This is a genomic window from Variovorax sp. P5_A3 (genome assembly GCF_056400665.1).
Genome location: NZ_JBFUKW010000012.1, coordinates 79,919 through 98,988 on the forward strand (window position 1 = coordinate 79,919; position 19,070 = coordinate 98,988).

A 19,070-nucleotide genomic window follows, 5' to 3' on the forward strand; every position below is an offset into this window, starting at 1 on the left:
AAGAGAGAAGAGCGTTCAGGCGACGCCTGCATTGCGCTCACATATGCGCACCAGTTCCACCAGACGCGGTCCGACATCGGACTCCAGCGTCTTCATGTCGGTCTGGCCGCCCGGCACCGCGCAGTTGAAGAGCAGCGCGCGCGTGCCCTGTCTCTGGCGCGAAGCCACCGCCACGCCCAGCACGCCCAGGCCGGCGTCGCCGCGATTGATCGCAAAGCCGTGGCGCGACTGCATCTGCAGTGATTCCTTGATGCCGGCCGCGCAACGCGCCATTTCCTCGGGGCGTTCCGCCTTGAGCTGGCGCAGCACCGCGCTGCGTTCCTTCTCGCCCAGGGAATGCAGCCAGGCCCGGCCCATCGCGACGCTGGCCACGCTGCGCAGCGCGCCCACGTCCGGGCGCGCGAGCGTGCCGCGCTTGTATGCGCAGGTCTCGACATACACCACATCCAGGCCCATCGCGACACCGATCGAGGCGGCGCCATGCACCTGGTCGGCGAATGCCTGCATCAGCGGACGCGCCTGGGCGCGCAAGGGGATGGAGACGATGTAGGGGTAGCCCAAAGCAACCGCCGCGGGGCCGATGAAATAGCGATCGATGCGCTCGTCACGGTCCAGGTAGCCCATTTCGAGCAGCGTGCGGCACAGCCGAGACACGGTGGGCCGCGGAAGGCCCAGCTGCGTCGCCAACTCGCTGTTGGCATAGGGGCGGGGGTCATGCAGGAAGGTCTGCAGGATCATCAGGCCCTTGGCCAGCGTCCCCGCGAAATTGGGGTCGCCATCGCGCAAGGCGGCGACGTCGGACTGATGCCGGAGCTGATGGATCATGCGTCGCACTCTATGACTGGAGGCGGCGTTCTCAAAACTCAGTTCCATTATTTGGAACTGCTTTCGAATCCCCCTACGCGTGCGGCGCGGCCTCGAAGACGTCCCGCAGCCACTGCGTGAACACGCGCACGCGGGACGACAACTGCCGGTTCTGCGAATACAGCACCGACACCGGCATCGCGGGCGGAGCGAAGCCCGGCAGCACCACCTTCAGGCGGCCGTCCGCAAGTTCGCTGGCCACGCGGTAGCGAGGCACCTGCACGAGCCCGAGTCCCGCCACGGCCGAGCCGGTGTACAGGTCTGCACCCGTGACCGAGACGATGCCGCCGAGCTGCACGTCCGTGATGCGCCCGTCGACAGTGAACTCCAGCGGCAACGCCTTTCCCGTGGCGCTGGAGATGTAATTGACGGCCTGATGCGCTCCGAGCGCCTCCACGCTCTCGGGCTCGCCGTGCCGGGCGAGGTACGCCGGGCTCGCGACCGTGACCTGCGGCAGCAGCGCCACGCGCCGCCCGACCATCGAGGAGTCCTGCAGCGTGCCGGCGCGCAGCACGCAATCCACGCCTTCGCGAACGAGGTCGACGAGCCGGTCGTCTTCACCGATGTGCAGCGCCAGTTGCGGGTAGCGCGCGAGAAAGCCCGGCAGCGCCGGCACCACGAAATGGCGGGCCAGCGTGCCCTGCAGGTTCACGCGCAGTTGGCCCTTGGGCGCCGTGTCCTTGAACGAGCCTTCGGCTTCTTCCACGTCCGCCAGCAGTCGAACGCAGCGACGGTAGTAGGCCTCGCCGTCCTGCGTGAGGCGCACGGTGCGGGTGGTGCGTTCCAGCAGCCGTGTGCCGAGGCGCTCCTCCATGCGCTTGATCAGCGTGGTGACGGTGGCGCGGGGAATCTGCAGGTCCTTCGAGGCCTGGGTGAAGCTCTGGCGCTCGGCGATCCGCACGAAGGCCTGCATTTCCTGGAAGCGGTCCATGGGGCCATGTCTCCGATCGATTGTTAAAGCAAATGGAATTGTATTGACGATCGATGGCTGATTATCTTTTGAGTGGAACAAACGACCATTCGTCTCACCAACCCGCCACCGAAAGGAATCGCACCATGAACACCCCCCGTCATACCCAGGTCGCCCTCGTCACCGGCGCATCGCGCGGCATCGGCGCCGCCGTCGCCCGGCGGCTCGCCACGGACGGCTTTGCCGTTGCCGTCAACTACGCCTCGGGCTCCGCGCAGGCCGACGCGCTCGTCGGCGAACTCACGGCCGCTGGCGCCCAGGCCATCGCAGTCCAGGCCGATGTCGCGAATGCCGAAGAGGTTCGCCGCATGTTCGACACCATCGAGACGCAACTCGGCAAGCTCGATGTCCTGGTCAACAACGCCGGTGTGCTGAAGACCGTGCCGCTGGCCGAGCACAGCGACGCGCTCTACGACCAGACCTTCGACATCAACGTGCGCGGCACCTTCAACACGCTGCGCGAAGCCGCGACGCGGCTCAATGAAGGCGGACGCATCGTCAACTTCTCGAGCACGACGCTCGCGTTGAACATGCCCGGCTACGCGATCTACAACGCCACCAAGGCGGCGGTCGAGGCCTTCACGCACGTGTTCGCCAAGGAATTGCGCGGCCGCAACATCACGGTGAACGCCGTGGCGCCCGGCCCGATCGCCACCTCGCTGTTTCTCGACGGCAAGACCGAGGAGCAGATCCAGACCTTCGCAAAGATGCCGCCATTGCAGCGCCTCGGCCAGCCCGAGGACATCGCCTCGGTGGTCTCGTTCCTCGCCGGCCCGGATGCGGGCTGGGTCAACGGCCAGATCCTGCGCGCCAACGGCGGCGTGGCCTGAGTTCATTCATTCATTCAAGGAGTTCCACCATGCAATCCGTCATCCTCGTCACGGGCGCCGGCACCGGCATCGGCAAGCTCACGGCGCAATCCCTCGCCGAAGCGGGCCACATCGTCTATGCATCGATGCGCGACATCGCGGGCCGCAACAACGGCCGCGCCGCCGAGCTGCGCGCGCTGGCCACTGCCAAGGGGCTGCAGCTTCATCCGCTCGAACTCGACGTGCTCTCGCAGGCTTCCGCCGATGCGGCCGCGGCGACCGTCGTTCGCGAGCAGGGCCATCTCGACGTGGTCATGCAGAACGCCGGTCACCTCGTGGTCGGTCCGACCGAGGCGTTCACACCCGAGGAGATCACGAAGGTGTTCGACACCAACGTGCTCGGCGCCCAGCGCGTGAACCGCGCGGTGCTGCCCTACCTTCGCAAGCAGGAGTCGGGGCTGATGCTGTGGATCAGCAGCACGACCACCAAGGGCGGCTTTCCGCCGTTCATGGGCCCCTACGGCGCGGCCAAGGCGGCAATGGATTCGCTGGCGGTGACGCTGGCCTACGAGATCGCGCGCTTCGGCATCGAGACTTCGATCGTCGTGCCGGGCGCGTTCACGCGGGGCACCGATCACTTCCCGAGCGCCGGCAAGCCCGCCGATGCCGCCACCGCCGCTGCCTACAGCCGCTACGACGGCGTGATGGACCAGATCGGCGAGCGGCTTTCAGCGCTGACGCCGGAGAACGCCGATCCACAGGCCGTGGCCGACGAGATCGTCCGCATCGTAGGTCTGCCCGCCGGCACGCGTCCGATGCGCTCGCTGATTGACTTCGTGGGCGATGGCGCGGCCGAGGTGTTCGAGGTCTCGGAGCGAATGCGCATCGACTTCGCGAAGCGCATCGGCATGGGTGACCTGCTGGAAGCCAGGGTCCGACGCTGAAGTGCGGCCACCGGAAGGGCCATGCGACGCGTCAATACGCCGAATGCCAGAGCGCGTTGGTGCAGCCGAAAGGCGGTAGCACTACGCGCAATGGGGCTTGATTCCGGCGCTGCGGAAGACTAGGCAACCGGCCTGCAATTCGGCGTTCAAGCAACAGTGGACGGACGAAATGAAGACTTTGGACCCAAGCCCGGCGCCGTCGAGGCGCGCGTGCGTAACAAGCGCTCACGCATCTTGCGAATTGCGTCTGCAACGCATCACGGGCTTCTGTCGTATTTCGCCGGCCGTAGCGAATGCTCACACTGTCTCTCCCGCTCGACTGGAGGAGACATGCATCGAGCCGACGAGTCGCCGAGTGCGTGGATCCATTTCTTCGATCCGCTGCCGGCGCCTGCGCGCGACGCGGTGCTGGGGGTGTTGAGCCGGTCGGGGCTGCGCACCATGCCGATGCCGGTCGACGCACGGGATTACGGGCTGATGGTGCTGGGGGCGGTTGATGAGCAGGTCCTCGACCAGCTTCGCATGGCCAGCCGCCGCGCGGTGGTGCTGGTGCTCGTGGTCGCGCCCTGCAGGCTGTCGGCGGCGGAGGCCTGGTCCCTGCTGCGCGCCGGCGCCGCCGACGTGATGCGCTGGACCCCGTTGCCTGCCGACGCCGCGCAGGTGTGCGCCCGCCTGTCGCGCCTGCGCACGGTGCAGGCACTGGTCGACTGTCCCCGCGTGCGCGACGTGCTGGTCGGCGAGAGCCCGACCTGGCGCGCGCTGGTGCGGCAGGTGGTGGAGGTGGCCGTGTTCTCGCAGGGACCGGTGCTGATCAACGGCGAGAGCGGGACCGGCAAGGAACTCATCGCGCGCCTGATCCATGACCTCGATCGCAGGCCCGACAAGGGGTCGATGGTGATCGTCGACTGCACCACCATCACGCCGGAACTGGCCGGCAGCGAATTCTTCGGCCACGAACGCGGCGCCTTCACCGGCGCGATGAATCCGCGCGAGGGCGCGTTCGCACTGGCCCATCGCGGCACGCTCTTCCTCGACGAGATCGGTGAACTGCCTCCCACGCTGCAGGCCCAGTTGCTTCGGGTGGTGCAGGAAGGCAAGTACAAGCGCGTCGGCAGCAATGCCTGGCAGCACACCGACTTCCGGCTGGTGTCGGCGACCCATCGGGATCTCGATGCGGGCGTGGCCGACGGCAGCTTCCGCGCCGACCTCTACTACCGCATCGCGGGATCGATCTGCCGCACGCCGCGGCTCGCAGAGCGCAAGGAAGACGTGCTCGCGCTGGCGGCGCACTTCCAGGCCGGCTTCGAGGGCATCGAGGGCGGCGACGGCTTCGATGAGCCGGTGTGCCAATACCTGAAGGCGCGCGACTACCCGGGCAACGTGCGCGAGTTGCGGCGTGTGATCTCGTGGCTGTGCCATCGGCACGCCGGCGGCGGGCCGGTCACCATCGGCGACGTGCCCGAGGACGAGCGGCCAGTGGGCACCGAACCATCGCGCGATGCGCTGGAGGGCTGCTTCGAGCGTGCGGCGCGCGATGCGATCGACCTCGGTCTCGGCCTGAAGGAAATCGGCCAGGCTGCGACCGACTGCGCGATCCGCCTGGCCATCGAACGCGAGCAGGGCAACCTGCACCGTGCCGCGCTGCGGCTCGGCGTCACCGACCGGGCGCTGCAACTGCGCCGGGCGCAGCAGCGTCCCTTGCATTGAGGCCCAGCAGGCGGGCGATGTTGCCGCCCAGCACTTGCGCCTCGTCCTCTGGCGTCAGATGCAGCAGGCGGATCTTTTCGAGCTCCAGGCCCGGATGCAGCCAGGGGCCGTCCGAGCCAAACAGGATCTTGTGGGCGCCGGCGCGCCGCACGGCCTGCAGCAGCAGGTCGAAGCGCCGGATGCCCGAGGTGTCGGCATAGACGTTCGGATGGCGCTCCAGATGATCGATGAGCGCGAGCTGGGCACGCCAGTCGTCCGCGAAGCTGCCGAGGTGCGGAATGATGAAGACGACGTCCGGGTACTGCTCGGCCAGCAGCTCGACCACCCAGGTTTCGCCGACGAGGTCATAGAGCACCGGCACCCGCAGCCGGCGCGCGGCATCGCAGATCTCCCGGCTGATGGCGGCGTCGTGCCGGTGCACCTTGATGCCCGCGAAGCCATGGCGCTGAACGGCGGTGGTCAGCATCGGCAGCACGCGGCCGCGATCGCGCTGGGCGTGAACCATGGCGAAGCCGATGAAGCGATCGGGCCTGGCTGCAACGATGCGCGACAGGGCGAGGTTGGCCTGCGCATAGTCTGAATGGAAAGCCGGCAGCAGGACGGTGCGCGCGATGCCGGCGCGCGCGGCGCGCCGCAGGTAGGCATCGAGCGGCGCGTCGGTGTCCCACGGCCCGGTCAGGCCGTCGCCCTGGCCGGCATGGCAGTGGCAATCGATGCGCAGCATGGCGGATGGCTTTTCAAGGCATGCATTGCGCGCGCTGCAGATTGGCCTGTGCCTCGCGCCGAAGCGCGGCCAGGTCCTTCGCCGCGTACTTGGCGGCCAGCGCCCGGCGGCGGTCCGGCGGCGACTGGCCGACACCGACCGTGGGCGACGCACCGGTGGCCTTGAAGTTGCCGTTGTTGAAGCTGTCGAGCCGGCGCCGCGCCAGCGGCTTTCCCTGTGCGTCGCGGCCGCAGGCCGGCAAGGGCGCGCCGACCGCCGGCGGCGGCGACTTCGGCTGCGGCCGGTAGACGTGCATGAAGATCTCCTGCGCCTTCACGAAGGTGCGAAGGGCCCGGGTCCACGGCGCCGGGTCGATGCCCGAGTCGATGCACGTGAAGGCGAACTCCGCGAACAGGAAGAAGAAGTCGCCGTTGGGCTCGCCGACGCCGGCGGTGCGGTCGGCCGCGATCGGGCTGCGCAACTGGCCGTTGGCAAAGCGCTCGAAACAGGCCTGGAAGGCGCCGAACTCGATGCCGCCGCGGCCGTCCTCGAAGTACTCGCGGAACAGCGCCAGCTGTGCGGCCGACAGCCGCAGCGCACTGTTGCGCAGCGCACCCGCGGGCAGTGCCTTGGCTGCCGGCACGCGGCCGGCCAGGGCTTCGCTGGCGCGCAGGTCGCGGCGGGCCAGCAGCTCGGGCACCATCGCGCCTACATCGCCGCTGCGCTGCGCCTTCTGCGCCGTGTTGAGATTCGGATAGGCAGGCAGGCCGAAGATCGGATCGCCCGGCAGGAAGCGAAGGTCGTACTGGGCGAAGAACGCGTTGCAGCCCGTGCCGAGAAAGACCTCCACGCGCCGGTTCAGGGCCTGGCCGTCGGCCGTTGCATTGGAAACCACGGGCCGCGTCTCGCCGAGCGTCTGGGGCACGATGTTGAGCGTGCCTGCAGGCACGGCGCCCAGCGCCGGGTTCGCGAGGGCAGCGCGGAGCTTTGTCTCGACCGCCTTCGCCCGGCGTTCGGCGAGGTCGCGGTTGTAGGTGTCCTTTCCAGTGGGGTCCGTGTGGCCAACCAGGCGCACGGTCTGGATCGGATCGCCCGAGACGCGGCTCGCGATGATCAGCCGCGCGATGCGGTCGATGATCGCGTTGTGCGCCGTAGGCACGGCCGGGCCGTCGAAGGCGAAGCGGTCGAGCACCACGAAGGGCCGGTCGCGGATCGTCAGCGTGGGCAGCACCACGGGTGGCGCCGGTTTCTTCTTTGCTTGCCCTGACTCGAATTCGTACGTGTTCTCGAACGCCGATTCGCCGGCGGGCGCGAGCATCTCGAACATGGCTTCGTCGTTCATGGTGTGTCTCCTCGCACCCTGTGCTCAGGTGCCGGTCGTGGACCAGTGCCACGGCTCCTTGGAAAAGTTCTTCAAGCCGAAGCGCGACGCGTTGCGCTGCAGCCACCCGAAGCCGGGCGTGTCCTTGAACACCGAGTCCTGCTGCGAGCCGTACCTGAAGTCGATCGCAAGGCCGCGCTCGTGCATCGAGGTGCCTGGCCGCGCGGTCGGCGGCGAGCATTCGCTCGACGACTTCTGATAGATGTCGTAGTCGGTGGGTCCGCAGTTCTGCTTGCGCAAGGCGATCTGCCGGTCCGGCGGGCGCCAGCCGCCGCCGGTGAGCGGCACGCCGTCGGCCTGGGCGGCGGCCAACAGGGCCTCGATCTGCGGCGCGATCTGGCGCGCGACCTGGATGCCTCGCACACTGACGATGTCAGGCGTGCCCGTGGATGGCGTCGTCGGCGTGCTCGGCGTGCTCGGCGCCGAGGGTCGCGGCGTCGCGCGTACCAGGCGGTCGCGGATCGACACCCATTCGGCGGCCAGCGCGCTGAAGCCCGGCTCGCCGCKGCGCMGCGGCGCCCCGTTGCGCTCCGGATGGCGCGAGAAGAACACCAGGTCGGTCAAGGTGTTCTCGTCGCGGAAGCCCGCGCTGGCGGCACGCTGGATCGCGAGCTTCTCGTTCTTTGCGCGCAGTGCGTCCATCACCGGTTTCGGAAAGCCGATGAAGCTGAATTCCTCCTCGAACTCGGCCGACCGGACGTTGAGGGGCGGGAATGGGCGGTACATGGCTGTCTCCGGCTGAGGCTCGCCTCAGATGCCCGACACGACAATGTGGCCGCCGCGACGATGCCAGCGTCCGGACATCGCGCGCCCGCTTTCGGCTTCGCCCTGGTACTCGAACTCGCCGGGGTACTCGCCCTCGTACTCGGCCTGCGCCTCGGCTTCGCCCATGAGTTCGGCCTCATTGGCCGCGAAGCTCGGCACGTGCGCGCGTGCGGCAGCGAGCAGTGCTTCGCGCACAGCCGCCAACGGTGGCGTACCGGGTGCCGCGTTGCCGGCCTGCTGCGCTGCGCTGGCCGCGACCCGCACGAAGCGCCGCGCGATCTCGAACTCGGCTTCCTCGGCCTCCATCTCGCCGAACTCCATTTCGAGCGCCTTGCTGACTGCAGTGCCTAGCGCACTGCCGATCGCGGTGCCGACGCCAGGGATCGGGATGAAGGACCCGAGCGCACCGCCCACCAGCGGCAGGGCCTGCTTCGCCAGGCCCTTGAGAACGCCGCCGAGCGGCTTGAGCACGGAGCCGACTTTCTTGATGCCGCGACCGATACCTTTGAAGAGCTTGCCGAGGAACTGCTCCCACTCGGCTTCGTTCGAGACGCCGAGCAGTTCCATCGCGAGTTCAACCTCCTCGGATTCGCTGATCGGTGCGCGCATGCCAAGGCGGCGCGACTGGCAGGTGTGGCAGGGGCAGGAAGGGGTGTGCATGGTGATCTCCTTGGATTCATTCGAAGGCTTGTTCGAATTCGCGTGACTTGACGTTGGCCAGTTGGCCGCCTTGCGAGCGGCGTCCGAAGCGGTCGATGACCGCGGCCTCGACACGGCCCAACTGCGCCGGCGTGGCGCCGCGCATCGGCGTCAGCTTGACGCTGAAGCGGCCGGGACCGAGCTTCAGGTGCGTGAGGCACCACAGGTGCTGCTGCAGGCGGCGCCGCAGCGAGTTGGCGCGGCCGACGTAGAGCCGCTCGCCGTTCTTGTAGATCGTGTAGATGCCGGCACCGGCCGAGCGCGGATCGGCGATCGCCGTCGCGAGGCTCATTGTTCCCGGTGCCAGTTCGGCCTCTGTCTCGCCGCGCCACGAATCCGTGCCGCGGCCGGGCGGCTGGAACTCGAACTCCTGAGTTGGTACGTCGGCTGGCGCGTCGGACGGCGCACCTGCCGACGAATCGGGTGATGCGCCCGCTGCGGAGTCGGGCGGCGCATCCGCTGGAGCGGCCTCGGGCGGTGCCGCACCCGAGGGCCCGCGTTGCAGGCACTCCTGCACGCAGCGCCAGGTGTCGGACCCCGGCGGCGCGCCGAAGGGCTCGGCCACGAAGGGCATCGGGTAGCCGCCACCGACCGCCGGCCAGGGCATCGGCGGGCGCGGCATGCGCGGGTGGCGGGGCTGTTGGCGCTGCGGCGGACGCTGTGCCGGTCGGTGTTGCGCCGCGCGCGTAGCGGACCTCGGCGGTCGGCGAGGCGCGGCCCGCTGCGCCCGACCGCGCGCCGGCATCCGGCCGCGGCCGACCTCGCCGGCGAAGGCTTCATCGAACTCGAACGCTTCCTGCGAAGGTCCGGCAGCGAGCATGCCGGTGAAGGGCTGCTCGGCAAAGATGGCAGGGTGGTCCATGACGGTTCCTCAGTGGATGGCGTGGCTCGCCGACGCGAAGGGCGCCGCGGCATGGCCGGCTCGGGCCAGCAGTTGCGCCACGCGGTCGATCTGTGCCTGGCAATGCCGGGCGGTGACGATGAAAGTCAGGCGCGGCGCCAGCCCCTGGCAGCCGCGGGTCAGCAGGGCGCGCACACCGCCGGCGCGCAGCCGGCGCCACAGCAGCGTCGCCAGCTCCGGGCCCTGGCGCGATACGAAGGACTGCACCGGAAACGGCAGACGGCCGACGGGAACCAGCCCGGCATGCGCCAGGGTCTCGCGCAGCCGTTGCACCAGTTGCACGAGCCGGGCGCGCCAGCTCTCGCCGAAGTGCGCGCCGAGCGCCAGGGCCTGCCGCGCGGCTGCCACCACGGCGCTCGATGGCGGGCTGCAATGCAGCCGGGTTTCACTGCCGCCAAGGAAACGTTGGACGAGTGCCTGGCTGCCCGCCAGAACCGCGAGCGGCGCGCCGAAGCCCTTGGCGAGCGAAGCGCCGACTGCGATGTGCGCGCCGCCGACGTCCTGCCAGCCGAGCGATCCGCCGCCGCCATGGCCGAAGGGGCAGGCCATCGTTGGCCCCCGGCCGAGGATGCCGAGTGCCTGCGTGTCGTCGAGGACCAGCGTGCCCCCGCTTTCGCCTGCGATGCGCGCGTAGGCCGCGAGCGGTGCCGGCCGGTTGCAGCCCGGACAGAAGCCGTCGCAGACCACCACCGGCCGCAAACCGTCCCGCACTGCGTCGCGGACCCGTTGCTCGAGCGCCGCGCAGTCGTGGTGGGCAAAGCGATGCACCACCGCGCCCGCCGCGGCGGCGCCCTCGGCGCTCCAGTGCAGGATCGGATAGGCGCCCGCGTCGAGGAGCAGCGCCGTCCGCGTCTCGCGCGCAAGTTGCCGCAGCAAGTCCCAGAACAGGTGCAGCGTCGACGGCAGCAGCGTCGCCGCGCGCAGCTCCTGCAGGCGGGCCAGCGCCGAGGCCGTGTCTTCGGCGCCTTCGGGCTCGGCGAGCGCCGCAGGCTGTCCCCGCGTCAGCGCGGACCAGGGTGGCAGCGAGGCGCTCGCGTGCCGCAGCCCGAGGTACAGCGCGCTCGTGAAGTCGGCCATGACATGGCTCCGGTGGTGTCTCAGGCCGCACGCTGCTGCATCGCCAGCCGCCGCTGCAACAGCACCGAAGGCAGGGTCGCGTCGACCTTCGCATCCGGCGACTCCAGCGCCAGCTCGACCCCCGTGACGGAGCGGTAGGCGTGGCTGTAGCCCTGGATCTGCGGCCGGAAGAAGCGTGCCCAGTTGAAGGCCTGCAGCGGGTCCTGCACATCGCTCCAGTGGCCCCAGCGGATCGACAGCAGAATCTGCTCGCCGAAGATCGCCAGGTTGCGGAAGTGCAGCACGCTTGTGTCGGTCCAGCCCTGCACCTTCTTCATCGCATCGACGCGGTCCATCCACGGCTCGGGGTAGGCGGTCATGATGCGCGTCGGCAGGAACTCGCGGAACTCCGGCCGCGCCAGCATCCACTGCTGCATCAGCATCTCGATGCGCGCGGTGGAGGGCAAGTCGCCGAACTGGTTGTGCGCACCTTGCGACAGGATCAGGTGCACTTCCTTCAGCGCGTTGAGCACCGGGAAGGCATCAGCCTTGACGGTCGTGTCGTCGTCCTGCTTGAAGAAGTTGTTGCAGTAGCGCAGGAGATTGTGGAAGGCCTCGAGGAATCGCGAGCGGCTGTCGGCCGCCTGCATGCGCCGCACCGCCTTGCCTTCGAGCCGCAGCCCGTAGTGATGGTCGTACTCGTAGTTGCGGCGCACGATGCTCAGGCGGTGCTGCTCGTCCTGCACATAGCCCCACAGCACGTTGTTGAGCGGGCGCAACGGGTCGATCTCCAGGTTGGCCAGCGGATCGCGCTCGCTCGATCGCACGTTCTGGAACCGGCGCGTGATGCTGTTCATGGTCTGCACCAGCATCCCTTCCTCGTGCCAGTAGGACCAGATCAGCTCGAGCAGGCACGGGTTGGCCAGCTTGTCCTGCAGGATCCCGGTGCACTGGCCGAGGCGCTCCGGATCGACGTCGAGCGGGTTCAGCTTGATCGCGATGTCGGGCAGCTTCGAGCGGATCACCGCGAGGTAGGGCAAGGTCTTGTCGCCGGGTGTGCCGCCGAGGATCTGCACCAGGTAGTCCTCCGTGAAGACATCTTCGATCGGTCCGACGGGCAGCGGCAGGTCGCGGCGCTTCAGGTAGGCCTGGTCGCGCGCCTCGTCGAAGGGACGGCGGGGTGCCAGCACGCCGCAGTTGACCATCACGAAAGCCTCGGTCGCGGCCTTCACGGCGCGGTAGGCATCCGAGTCGGTGAAGGGCAGCAGCCGGCGGAAGCGTAGGTGCTCGCGCAGCGCTCGCTTCTGGCCGAAGCGCTCGCGCTCGAAGTCGGGCAGGTCCGTGAGGTCGTCGTCGCCGCAGAACAGCATGTTCATGAAGCGCAGGTAGCTGTTGAACGACATCTGCTCGGTGCTGTTCAGGATGCCCTGCCAGAACGACAGGTCGGCCGTCGACGTGGTGCCGGTGCGCAGCAGCGCCACGCCGAGGTCGCCGGTGACCGCCTGCGCCGGACGCTCGCCGGCATCGATGGTGGTGAAGGCGCCGATGCGCGCATCGCCGCCGGGCACCGGGCCGCCGAAGCCGGGGTCGACGATCAGGGGGGCGTAGACGGCATAGCGCAGCTCTTGCAGGCCGGCGGCCGGAATGGTCCAGTGCGAGACCAGCGGGTTGCCCGGGTCGACCCGCGCACGCGGCGGATGCTGCACCTGCAGCAGTCGCGTGGCCGAGTTGGTGTAGTCGATGCGGAACTCGATCACGTCGCCTACGCGCCCGAGGCCCATGCCGAGGCTGTTCGGCGGGCAGTCGTCGCGCAGCAGCGTGGTCGTCGCGCTCACATGCAAGCCGAGTTCGATGCAGGCCTCCTGATCGCAGCCCGGTTCGACATCGAGGTAGACAGGGTCGACCGGCACCTGGTTGTGGCAGCGCAATTCGTAGCGGCCTGGTGGTTGCTTGTGGAAGACGCCGCGGCCGTCGGCGCCTGTGGTCTCGGTGGCGACGTACTGCTCCGACCATGCGGAGGACGGCGGCGGGGAGGCACCGCGGCGCCGGCCCGGGGTGGTCGTCGTGGTCGTGGTGCCCGGCGTGCCGGGCACGCCGCCGGGCTCCGGCTCGACCAGCAGCCGATAGAGGCTGCAACTCGCGCCGGACACGGGCCGGCCCTCGTCTTGGACATGGAAGCGGACACTTCCGGGCCGCAGTTCGCCGGCGGCAGTGGATTGGGTAGCCATGTGATTCTCCTTAAACAACCGTCAGGCCGAGTTCGTGCCGTGAACGCACGGCAAACATCCTTGCGGCGTCCGCTGTGGCGCCGGCACAGGTCGTGGCACCCCGCAGCGCGCCGCGCAACGCCCAGTGCGTCAGCAGCTTTGCGAACAGGTGGCTTTCTTCTTCGGGCGTGAGCTGCCCGTCGGCACGCGCCTGGCCCAGCACCGCGAAGACCATCGTCGGCGGCGCGCGATAGAGGGCCGCGGGTGCGCCGCGCCAGGTCTCGAAGGTCGCCGCGAGCTGCGCCGGCTGGCGATCGGCCACGCCCAGCGCCTCTTTCAGCGAGCGCCCGCGAAGGCTGCGCGGACGGTGGTCCACCAGCAGGCCGACGAAGCCCGGCATGGCGGCGAGGAGTTCGTCCAACAGGCTGCGTGTGCCGGCGTCGAGGCCGTCGAGCGGGTAGTACGAATCCCACAGCGCGGCCAGCCGGGCCCACTGGGGGTGCGGGTACATCGCCTGTCCCATCGCGCAGGAGAGCCGCACGCGTACCCACGGCACGGGGTGCGGATCGTCGAGGCTGAGACGGAACATGAAGGCGCGCGGCAGGCTCACGACGCCCATCAGCCCCGTCGTGGCCGTGATGCCGAGTCGGGCGCAGGACCAGAAGTCGCTCAGGATCTCGCCGATCCAGCGCTCGAACAGGCGCCAGGCATTGCCGCCGTTGCGCTGCATGCCCTGCAGCAGCGGGCGCAGCGAATTCGCGAGGTCGAGCAGTGCCGAGGCCTGGTGGCCGACTTCATGAATCAGCGATGAGGCGATGCCGCTGCCGACCATGCGCTCGCGCGGCACGCGGATCACGGCCACAGGGCTCTCGCCGCCGCCCGGCAGTCGGGTGCGCGCGCGGCGGATCGCGGCGCCGACGCCGCGGTCGAGATAGCACATGAGGGGCGGCACCTCGTAGTAACCCGGCAGCGCGAGCGCGTCGGCGGCGACGATGTCGAGTCCGCAGAGCCACACGCCGGTGTCGTGTTCGCTGCGCTGCGAGATGACGTCGTTGAACAGGTCGAACTGCGTGAGCACGGCGTTGAACTTGAGCCGCAGGATCGTGAAGCGGCGCTGCGCCTCCGCCGCGCTCGCCCGCTCTGCCCGTGCGCCGTGCAGCCACGAGAGGAAGCCCAGCACCATCGCGCGCATCTCGCGGCGGCCGGCCACCAGGTAGCGCTCGGTCGCGGCCTGCGCGCCGGGCTGCAGCGCGGCGGCCGGCAGCATCGGTTCGAGCAGCGCGAAGGGCTTGACCCGTGCCAGGCGCGTGAGCAGGGCGCGCGCTTCCTGGGCGAGCATCCATGCGGCGAAGGGGCTGATGGTCATCGCTCACACCCCGTAGAGCACGATCTTGCTGCCGCGGCGCATCCAGCGGCCGCTGCGGCCACCGCCCATGCCGCCCGAGGACGGTCCGCCGACGGCGCCGCGCGCGGCATTGAGCAGACCGGGTGCGAGCTTCTGGGCGGCCGAGATCGCGGCGCTCTGCGCCACTGCGCGCGGGTCCGCACCTGGAGGGGCCGAGGCCGCCTGCTTCACCGTGTCGGCAGCGAGGCGGACAAACTGCTTGGCGCCTTCGAACTCGCGGTCTTCCTGTTCGAGCGATTCCGCTTCGAGACCCAGCGCATTGCCGGCCGCCGATGCCAGGCCGCTGCCGATCTTGGCGCCCAGCGGGCCGCCCAGGTAGGTTCCGACCGCGGCGCCGGCCAGCGGCAGCGCCTTCTTGGCCACGCCCTTGAGCACACCGCCCACCGCCTGTCCGATCGGGGAACGCACCACCGATCCGACCGCGCTGGCGGCACGGCTCAGCAGGTTGCCGAGGAAGCGGTCGAGCTCGGCCTCGTTCGTGACTTCGAGCAGTTCGGTCGCAAGCTCGGCTTCTTCCGCTTCGTTGAGCACGGTCTCGCCGTAGCTCTCGAAGCTCTCGCCGTAGGTTTCGCCGTAACTCTCGCCCGACCATTCCTGCTGGCCGAACTCGTAGGCGGATTCGTAGCTGGACTCGGGGTTGTATTCCAGCTGGGTGCGATCGATGTCGTGCATAGCGGTCTCCTTGGATGAAGCGGAAGAGGCGCGAGCGCCTCGGCGGTGATCCCTGCGGATCAGGGGTTCAGGACCATCGGCCTGCGGATGCGGAAGGCAGTGCGCGAGTCGCACCGAGGACCTGGGCCCAGCCCGGTGCCAGGTGACGGGCGGCGCGCCCGGCTGCCCAGCGCGCGGCGGACGCCGGTGGCAGGCCCGCAGGCGCTCGGGACAGATGACGCGCGGCTTCGCGGGTGAGCTGTGCAAAACGACGGACCAGCTCGTATTCCTGGTCTTCGGGCGTCAGTCCTTCGAGCTCGATGCCGAAGAAGCGGCCCATGCGCTTGTAGGTCGTGCTGGCCGGTCGAGCGGTTGCGCCTCCTACTGGCGGCAGCGACTGTCGTGCAGCGGTGCGCAGCAGGTTGACGAGTTCGGTGACCGCCGGGCCGGACGCAGCCGGCCTTGCATGCGCCCGCACCATGCGTGCGAGCGTCGCGGCCAGATGCTGCCCGCTCGCGGCGTTGAGCAACTCGGCGGCAAGGCCCGCGGACTCGGTGTCGAACACCACGGCCTTGCGGCTCGCGTGTCGCGTCGCGGAGCCCGCGGCACTGGCATCCTCGAAGAGATCGAAGTCAGGGTTGTAGCCCAGCAGCATCCGGTTCATGGTCGGCCTTTCTGGCAGCACTGGCCTTGCTTCCGCATAGGCCGTGCCAGCCGGAAAGTGCTGCTTTCAGGGGCTCTGGAGGCGGTTCGCGCGAAGTGCGCTTCGTCTTCGGCCGCTCGGCCCCGCGCGAGGCGAAATCCGCTTCGCCTTGCTAGGCGCGACCGGTCTTGCTGCCCGTTCGCCGCCGCGTCAGGGCCAGGTTCGCCGTCATCATCGCGGCGACCAGCGTGACCAGCCACGAGAAGTACACCCACAGCAGGAACATGGGCAGGGCTGCGAAGGTGCCGTACAGGGCCTTGTACGTGGGCACCTTGACGAGGTAGGCGGTGAAGCCGCGCTTGCCGAGTTCGAAGGCGATGCTGGCGATCAGTCCGCCGGCGATCGCATCGCGCAGGCGCACCTTGGTGTTCGGCATCAAATAGAACATGCTCGTGAGTGCCGTCACGCCGAGCAGAAGCGGCCCGAGGTCGAGCACGAAGGCGAGCGATCGCGGCAATGCGCCGATGAGGCCCATGGACGTGCCGAGCAGGTACGACGTCGCCCACAGGCTCAGACCGAGGACGGGAGGCCCGACCGCCAGCATCAGCAGGTAGAGGCCGACCCGCTTGAAGAAGGGCCGGTTCCTCTTGACCTCCCACATCTGGTTGAGTGCGTTCTCCACGGTCAGCAGCATCGCGACGGCCGTGCCGAGCAGGAGGAGCGAGCCGACCCAGGTCAGGCCGCTGGCGTTCGACGCGAACTGGTTGAGGTACTTCAGGACCGTGCGCGCGATGTCCGCGGGAAGCAGCGGGTTCAACAGGGAATCCTGAAGCGCGTCCTTGAAGCGCTTGAACACCGGAAAGTGCGCGAACAGCGCGAAGCTCGCGGCCAGCAGGGGCACGATCGAGAGCAGGGTCGTGAAGGTCAGGCTGCCGGCAACCTGGGGCAGGCGTTCTTTCTTGGCGCGCTGGAAGGTCAGGCGGGTCAGGGTGAGCATGGATCGCGGAGAGGGAAATCGACGGGCTTCGCGGGGCATCGCGCGCCGCGGCGGGCAGGCGATTGTGATGGGAACCCTCGGACTTGCACTTTTTTATGACACGCCGACTACAACTTGCCGCATGTGCCGCCGATACACAGGCTGTCATGGACAAACACCATTCACCGACGCAGCTTCCGAGCGAAAACGTCCTTCAGGACGACGGCGTGCACATGCTCGTATCGACCAAGGGCGTGGAGGGTTCGCGAAGCGATGGCCTCCTGCTTCGCCGATGCGCCTTCTCGCTGGCATGGCCGCTCGGCTATGAATTCCTCGGGCAGTATCGGCATCAATCGGATGGCTTCTGGCACGCGTCGATGCGCAGCCCGCCACGCAGCGACGGCTCCCGGGGTCCTCCGCAGACGGGGATCTACGTGACGGAACTCGACGCACTGGTCAACCTGTGGGCGAACCGTCGGTGCCTCGATCTGGGGGTTCGGGTCTGAGCGCGAGTTGCGGATCCTGGGCACGGAACCTGCTCGCGCAGCGGGACATGACAAAACCCATCCCTTCCGACTTCCGTCTCTTCCCGTTCAATCTCTGCGCCGCGCTTGTGCTCGCCGTTTCTGCCAACGCCGCCATGGCGCAGACGGCCCTCGATGACGTCCTCAAGGCCAAGACCATCCGCATCGCGATCCCGACCGACTTCCCGCCCTACGGTTCGGTCGGCACCGACCTTGCGCCGCAAGGCCTGGACATCGACATGGCGCGCTACATCGCCACCCGGCTCGGCGTGAAGGTCGAGCTGCTGCCGGTGACGACCGCCAACCGCATCCCCTACCTGCAGACCCGCAAGGCCGACCTGGTGATCTCCACGCTGGGCAAGAATCCCGAGCGCGAGAAGGTCATCGATTTCACGATCGCCTATTCGCCCTTCTTCATCGGCGTGTTCGGGCCGAAGACGATCACGCTCAAGGCGCCGGCCGACCTGGCGGGCAAGTCCATCGCCGTCACGCGTGGCTCGGTCGACGACGCCGAACTGACCAAGGTCGCGCCGTCATCGACCGAACTGCGGCGCTTCGAAGACAACAACACGACGATTTCCGCCTTCGTTGCCGGCCAGACGCAACTGGTCGCCACCAGCGCGCAGGTGGCGTCGGCCATGATGAGCAAGAACCCGCAACTGGGTGCCGAGTACAAGTTCGTGCTGAAGGATTCGCCGAACTTCGTGGGCGTCGCCAAGGGCGAGGACAAGCTGCGGACGCGCGTCAACGAAATCCTGGCGGAGGCCCGCACCAACGGCGACCTGGACAAGCTCTCGGTCAAGTGGCTGGGCCGACCCACTGGCGACCTGCCGCAGTGAATTGTTGTCGACATTGGTGTAAACACTCTTATCGACAGATGGTTTGTCGCTGACCATGGCGCGGAATTTGCAAAAGGCACGCCATGACAGCCAGTTCGCCGCGCTCGCCCAGCAGCAAGACAACCAAGGTCACTCGTATCGACCGCGACAGCGACAGCACGGTGCAGTCGCTCACCCGCGCCATGCAGTTGCTGGAGCTTCTCGCCGACGATGACGAGGGCTATCGCCTGGTCGACATCGCGGCGCACAGCGGGTTGTCCTCGTCCACGGCCCACCGGCTGTTGACCACGCTCGAGCAAAGGCAGTTCGTCCAGTTCGATCGCGAAACCAACCTCTGGTACGTCGGCGTTCGCTGCTTCTCGGTGGGCGCCGCGTTCGCGCGGCGTCGTCGGATCGCCCACCTGGCGTTGCCGGTGATGCGCCGGCTGCGCGACAGCACGGGCGAAAGCATCAATCTCGGCATCGCCGACCTTGGCGACATCGTCTTCGTGACGCAGGTCGAAAGCCGCGAGACGATGCGCGCCATCGGCAAGCCCGGTTTTCGTGCACCACTGCATGGCACCGCGATGGGGCAGTCGATCCTGGCGGCCATGGCCGAGGAAGACGTGCTGCAGTACCTGCGCACCTACGGGCTGCCGAAGCTGACCAACAACACGATCGCGCGCGCATCGCGCCTGCACGAAACGCTCGGTGAAGTGCGCCGCGCGGGCCACGCGATCGACGACGAGCAGAACGCGGTCGGCCTGCGATGCATTGCCGCCGCGATCCGCGACGAGCATGGCCGGCCCTTCGGGGCCATTTCGCTGGTCGGCCCGACGCAGCGCATCAAGAGTTCGGACTTCGCACGGCTCGGCACCGTGGTGCGCGCTGCCGCCGACGAGATCACCGCGGCCTACGGCGGTCGCGTCCTGTAGCCCGTCGCTCCTGCGGCGTCTTCCACCGGCGCGCAGCGCCAAGTCATTGATTCACAAGGGATTTCGCTCGCGTTCCCGCGCAGCGGAATAGTCCGCAGCACCACGCTGCGGC

The 19,070-nt window shown here is 68.6% G+C and carries 19 protein-coding genes; 6 read left to right on the forward strand and 13 right to left on the reverse strand.

What is annotated here, in order from left to right; translation table 11 throughout:
• Positions 1-15 precede the first annotated feature (15 nt).
• Positions 16-825: an IclR family transcriptional regulator gene (locus AC1D3B_RS19575; protein ID WP_478192323.1), complete on the reverse strand. Its 810-nt coding sequence runs from the start codon at positions 823-825 to the stop codon at positions 16-18.
• A 73-nt stretch (positions 826-898) separates the two neighbouring features.
• Positions 899-1,795 (reverse strand): LysR family transcriptional regulator, encoded by an 897-nt coding sequence (locus tag AC1D3B_RS19580; protein WP_478192324.1) that lies wholly within the window; start codon positions 1,793-1,795, stop codon positions 899-901.
• A gap of 125 nt (positions 1,796-1,920) precedes the next feature.
• Between AC1D3B_RS19580 and AC1D3B_RS19585 the strand changes: the two genes are divergently transcribed.
• From AC1D3B_RS19585 to AC1D3B_RS19595, 3 genes are all read left to right on the forward strand, one after another.
• Complete coding sequence (locus AC1D3B_RS19585) at positions 1,921-2,664, forward strand: SDR family oxidoreductase (RefSeq protein WP_478192325.1); 744 nt, start codon at positions 1,921-1,923, stop codon at positions 2,662-2,664.
• 29 nt (positions 2,665-2,693) lie between these two features.
• Positions 2,694-3,587 carry an SDR family oxidoreductase gene (locus tag AC1D3B_RS19590; protein WP_478192326.1) on the forward strand — a complete coding sequence of 298 codons (894 nt, stop codon included), beginning with the start codon at positions 2,694-2,696 and terminating at the stop codon, positions 3,585-3,587.
• Positions 3,588-3,917: 330 nt separating this feature from the next.
• A complete protein-coding gene (locus AC1D3B_RS19595) occupies positions 3,918-5,294 on the forward strand; it encodes a sigma-54-dependent transcriptional regulator (RefSeq protein WP_478192327.1) in 1,377 nt (458 codons plus the stop codon).
• Here AC1D3B_RS19595 and AC1D3B_RS19600 read toward each other — a convergent pair.
• From AC1D3B_RS19600 to AC1D3B_RS19650, 11 genes are all read right to left on the reverse strand, one after another.
• Positions 5,242-6,018 (reverse strand): amidohydrolase family protein, encoded by a 777-nt coding sequence (locus tag AC1D3B_RS19600; protein WP_478192328.1) that lies wholly within the window; start codon positions 6,016-6,018, stop codon positions 5,242-5,244. The two genes, AC1D3B_RS19595 and AC1D3B_RS19600, sit on opposite strands and share 53 nt — an antisense overlap.
• Before the next feature lie 13 nt (positions 6,019-6,031).
• Entirely contained in the window at positions 6,032-7,339 is a 1,308-nt protein-coding gene (locus AC1D3B_RS19605; protein ID WP_478192329.1) for an OmpA family protein, read from the reverse strand.
• 24 nt (positions 7,340-7,363) lie between these two features.
• Positions 7,364-8,104 (reverse strand): D-alanyl-D-alanine carboxypeptidase family protein, encoded by a 741-nt coding sequence (locus AC1D3B_RS19610; RefSeq protein ID WP_478192330.1) that lies wholly within the window; start codon positions 8,102-8,104, stop codon positions 7,364-7,366.
• A gap of 24 nt (positions 8,105-8,128) precedes the next feature.
• Positions 8,129-8,803, reverse strand: a complete 675-nt coding sequence (locus AC1D3B_RS19615) for a hypothetical protein (protein ID WP_478192331.1) — start codon at positions 8,801-8,803, stop codon at positions 8,129-8,131.
• Positions 8,804-8,819: 16 nt separating this feature from the next.
• Complete coding sequence (locus AC1D3B_RS19620; RefSeq protein WP_478192332.1) at positions 8,820-9,704, reverse strand: GIY-YIG nuclease family protein; 885 nt, start codon at positions 9,702-9,704, stop codon at positions 8,820-8,822.
• 9 nt (positions 9,705-9,713) lie between these two features.
• Positions 9,714-10,820 (reverse strand): aminotransferase class I/II-fold pyridoxal phosphate-dependent enzyme, encoded by a 1,107-nt coding sequence (locus AC1D3B_RS19625; protein ID WP_478192333.1) that lies wholly within the window; start codon positions 10,818-10,820, stop codon positions 9,714-9,716.
• Positions 10,821-10,840: 20 nt separating this feature from the next.
• Positions 10,841-13,027, reverse strand: coding sequence for a hypothetical protein (locus AC1D3B_RS19630; RefSeq protein WP_478192334.1), 2,187 nt, complete (start codon positions 13,025-13,027; stop codon positions 10,841-10,843).
• A 10-nt stretch (positions 13,028-13,037) separates the two neighbouring features.
• The gene (locus AC1D3B_RS19635) at positions 13,038-14,372 is read right to left on the reverse strand and encodes a hypothetical protein (RefSeq protein WP_478192335.1); all 1,335 of its coding nucleotides are present in this window, start codon (positions 14,370-14,372) and stop codon (positions 13,038-13,040) included.
• A gap of 3 nt (positions 14,373-14,375) precedes the next feature.
• Positions 14,376-15,083: a hypothetical protein gene (locus AC1D3B_RS19640; RefSeq protein WP_478192336.1), complete on the reverse strand. Its 708-nt coding sequence runs from the start codon at positions 15,081-15,083 to the stop codon at positions 14,376-14,378.
• Between the two features lie 67 nt (positions 15,084-15,150).
• Entirely contained in the window at positions 15,151-15,726 is a 576-nt protein-coding gene (locus tag AC1D3B_RS19645; RefSeq protein WP_478192337.1) for a hypothetical protein, read from the reverse strand.
• Positions 15,727-15,877: 151 nt separating this feature from the next.
• Positions 15,878-16,702 (reverse strand): YihY family inner membrane protein, encoded by an 825-nt coding sequence (locus tag AC1D3B_RS19650; protein WP_478192338.1) that lies wholly within the window; start codon positions 16,700-16,702, stop codon positions 15,878-15,880.
• A 146-nt stretch (positions 16,703-16,848) separates the two neighbouring features.
• On the opposite strand from AC1D3B_RS19650, the gene AC1D3B_RS19655 reads away from it, so the two are divergent.
• From AC1D3B_RS19655 to AC1D3B_RS19665, 3 genes are all read left to right on the forward strand, one after another.
• Positions 16,849-17,187, forward strand: coding sequence for a hypothetical protein (locus AC1D3B_RS19655; protein ID WP_478192339.1), 339 nt, complete (start codon positions 16,849-16,851; stop codon positions 17,185-17,187).
• A 47-nt stretch (positions 17,188-17,234) separates the two neighbouring features.
• Positions 17,235-18,044, forward strand: coding sequence for a transporter substrate-binding domain-containing protein (locus AC1D3B_RS19660; RefSeq protein WP_478192340.1), 810 nt, complete (start codon positions 17,235-17,237; stop codon positions 18,042-18,044).
• 83 nt (positions 18,045-18,127) lie between these two features.
• Positions 18,128-18,958, forward strand: a complete 831-nt coding sequence (locus AC1D3B_RS19665; RefSeq protein ID WP_478192341.1) for an IclR family transcriptional regulator — start codon at positions 18,128-18,130, stop codon at positions 18,956-18,958.
• Positions 18,959-19,070 lie beyond the last annotated feature (112 nt).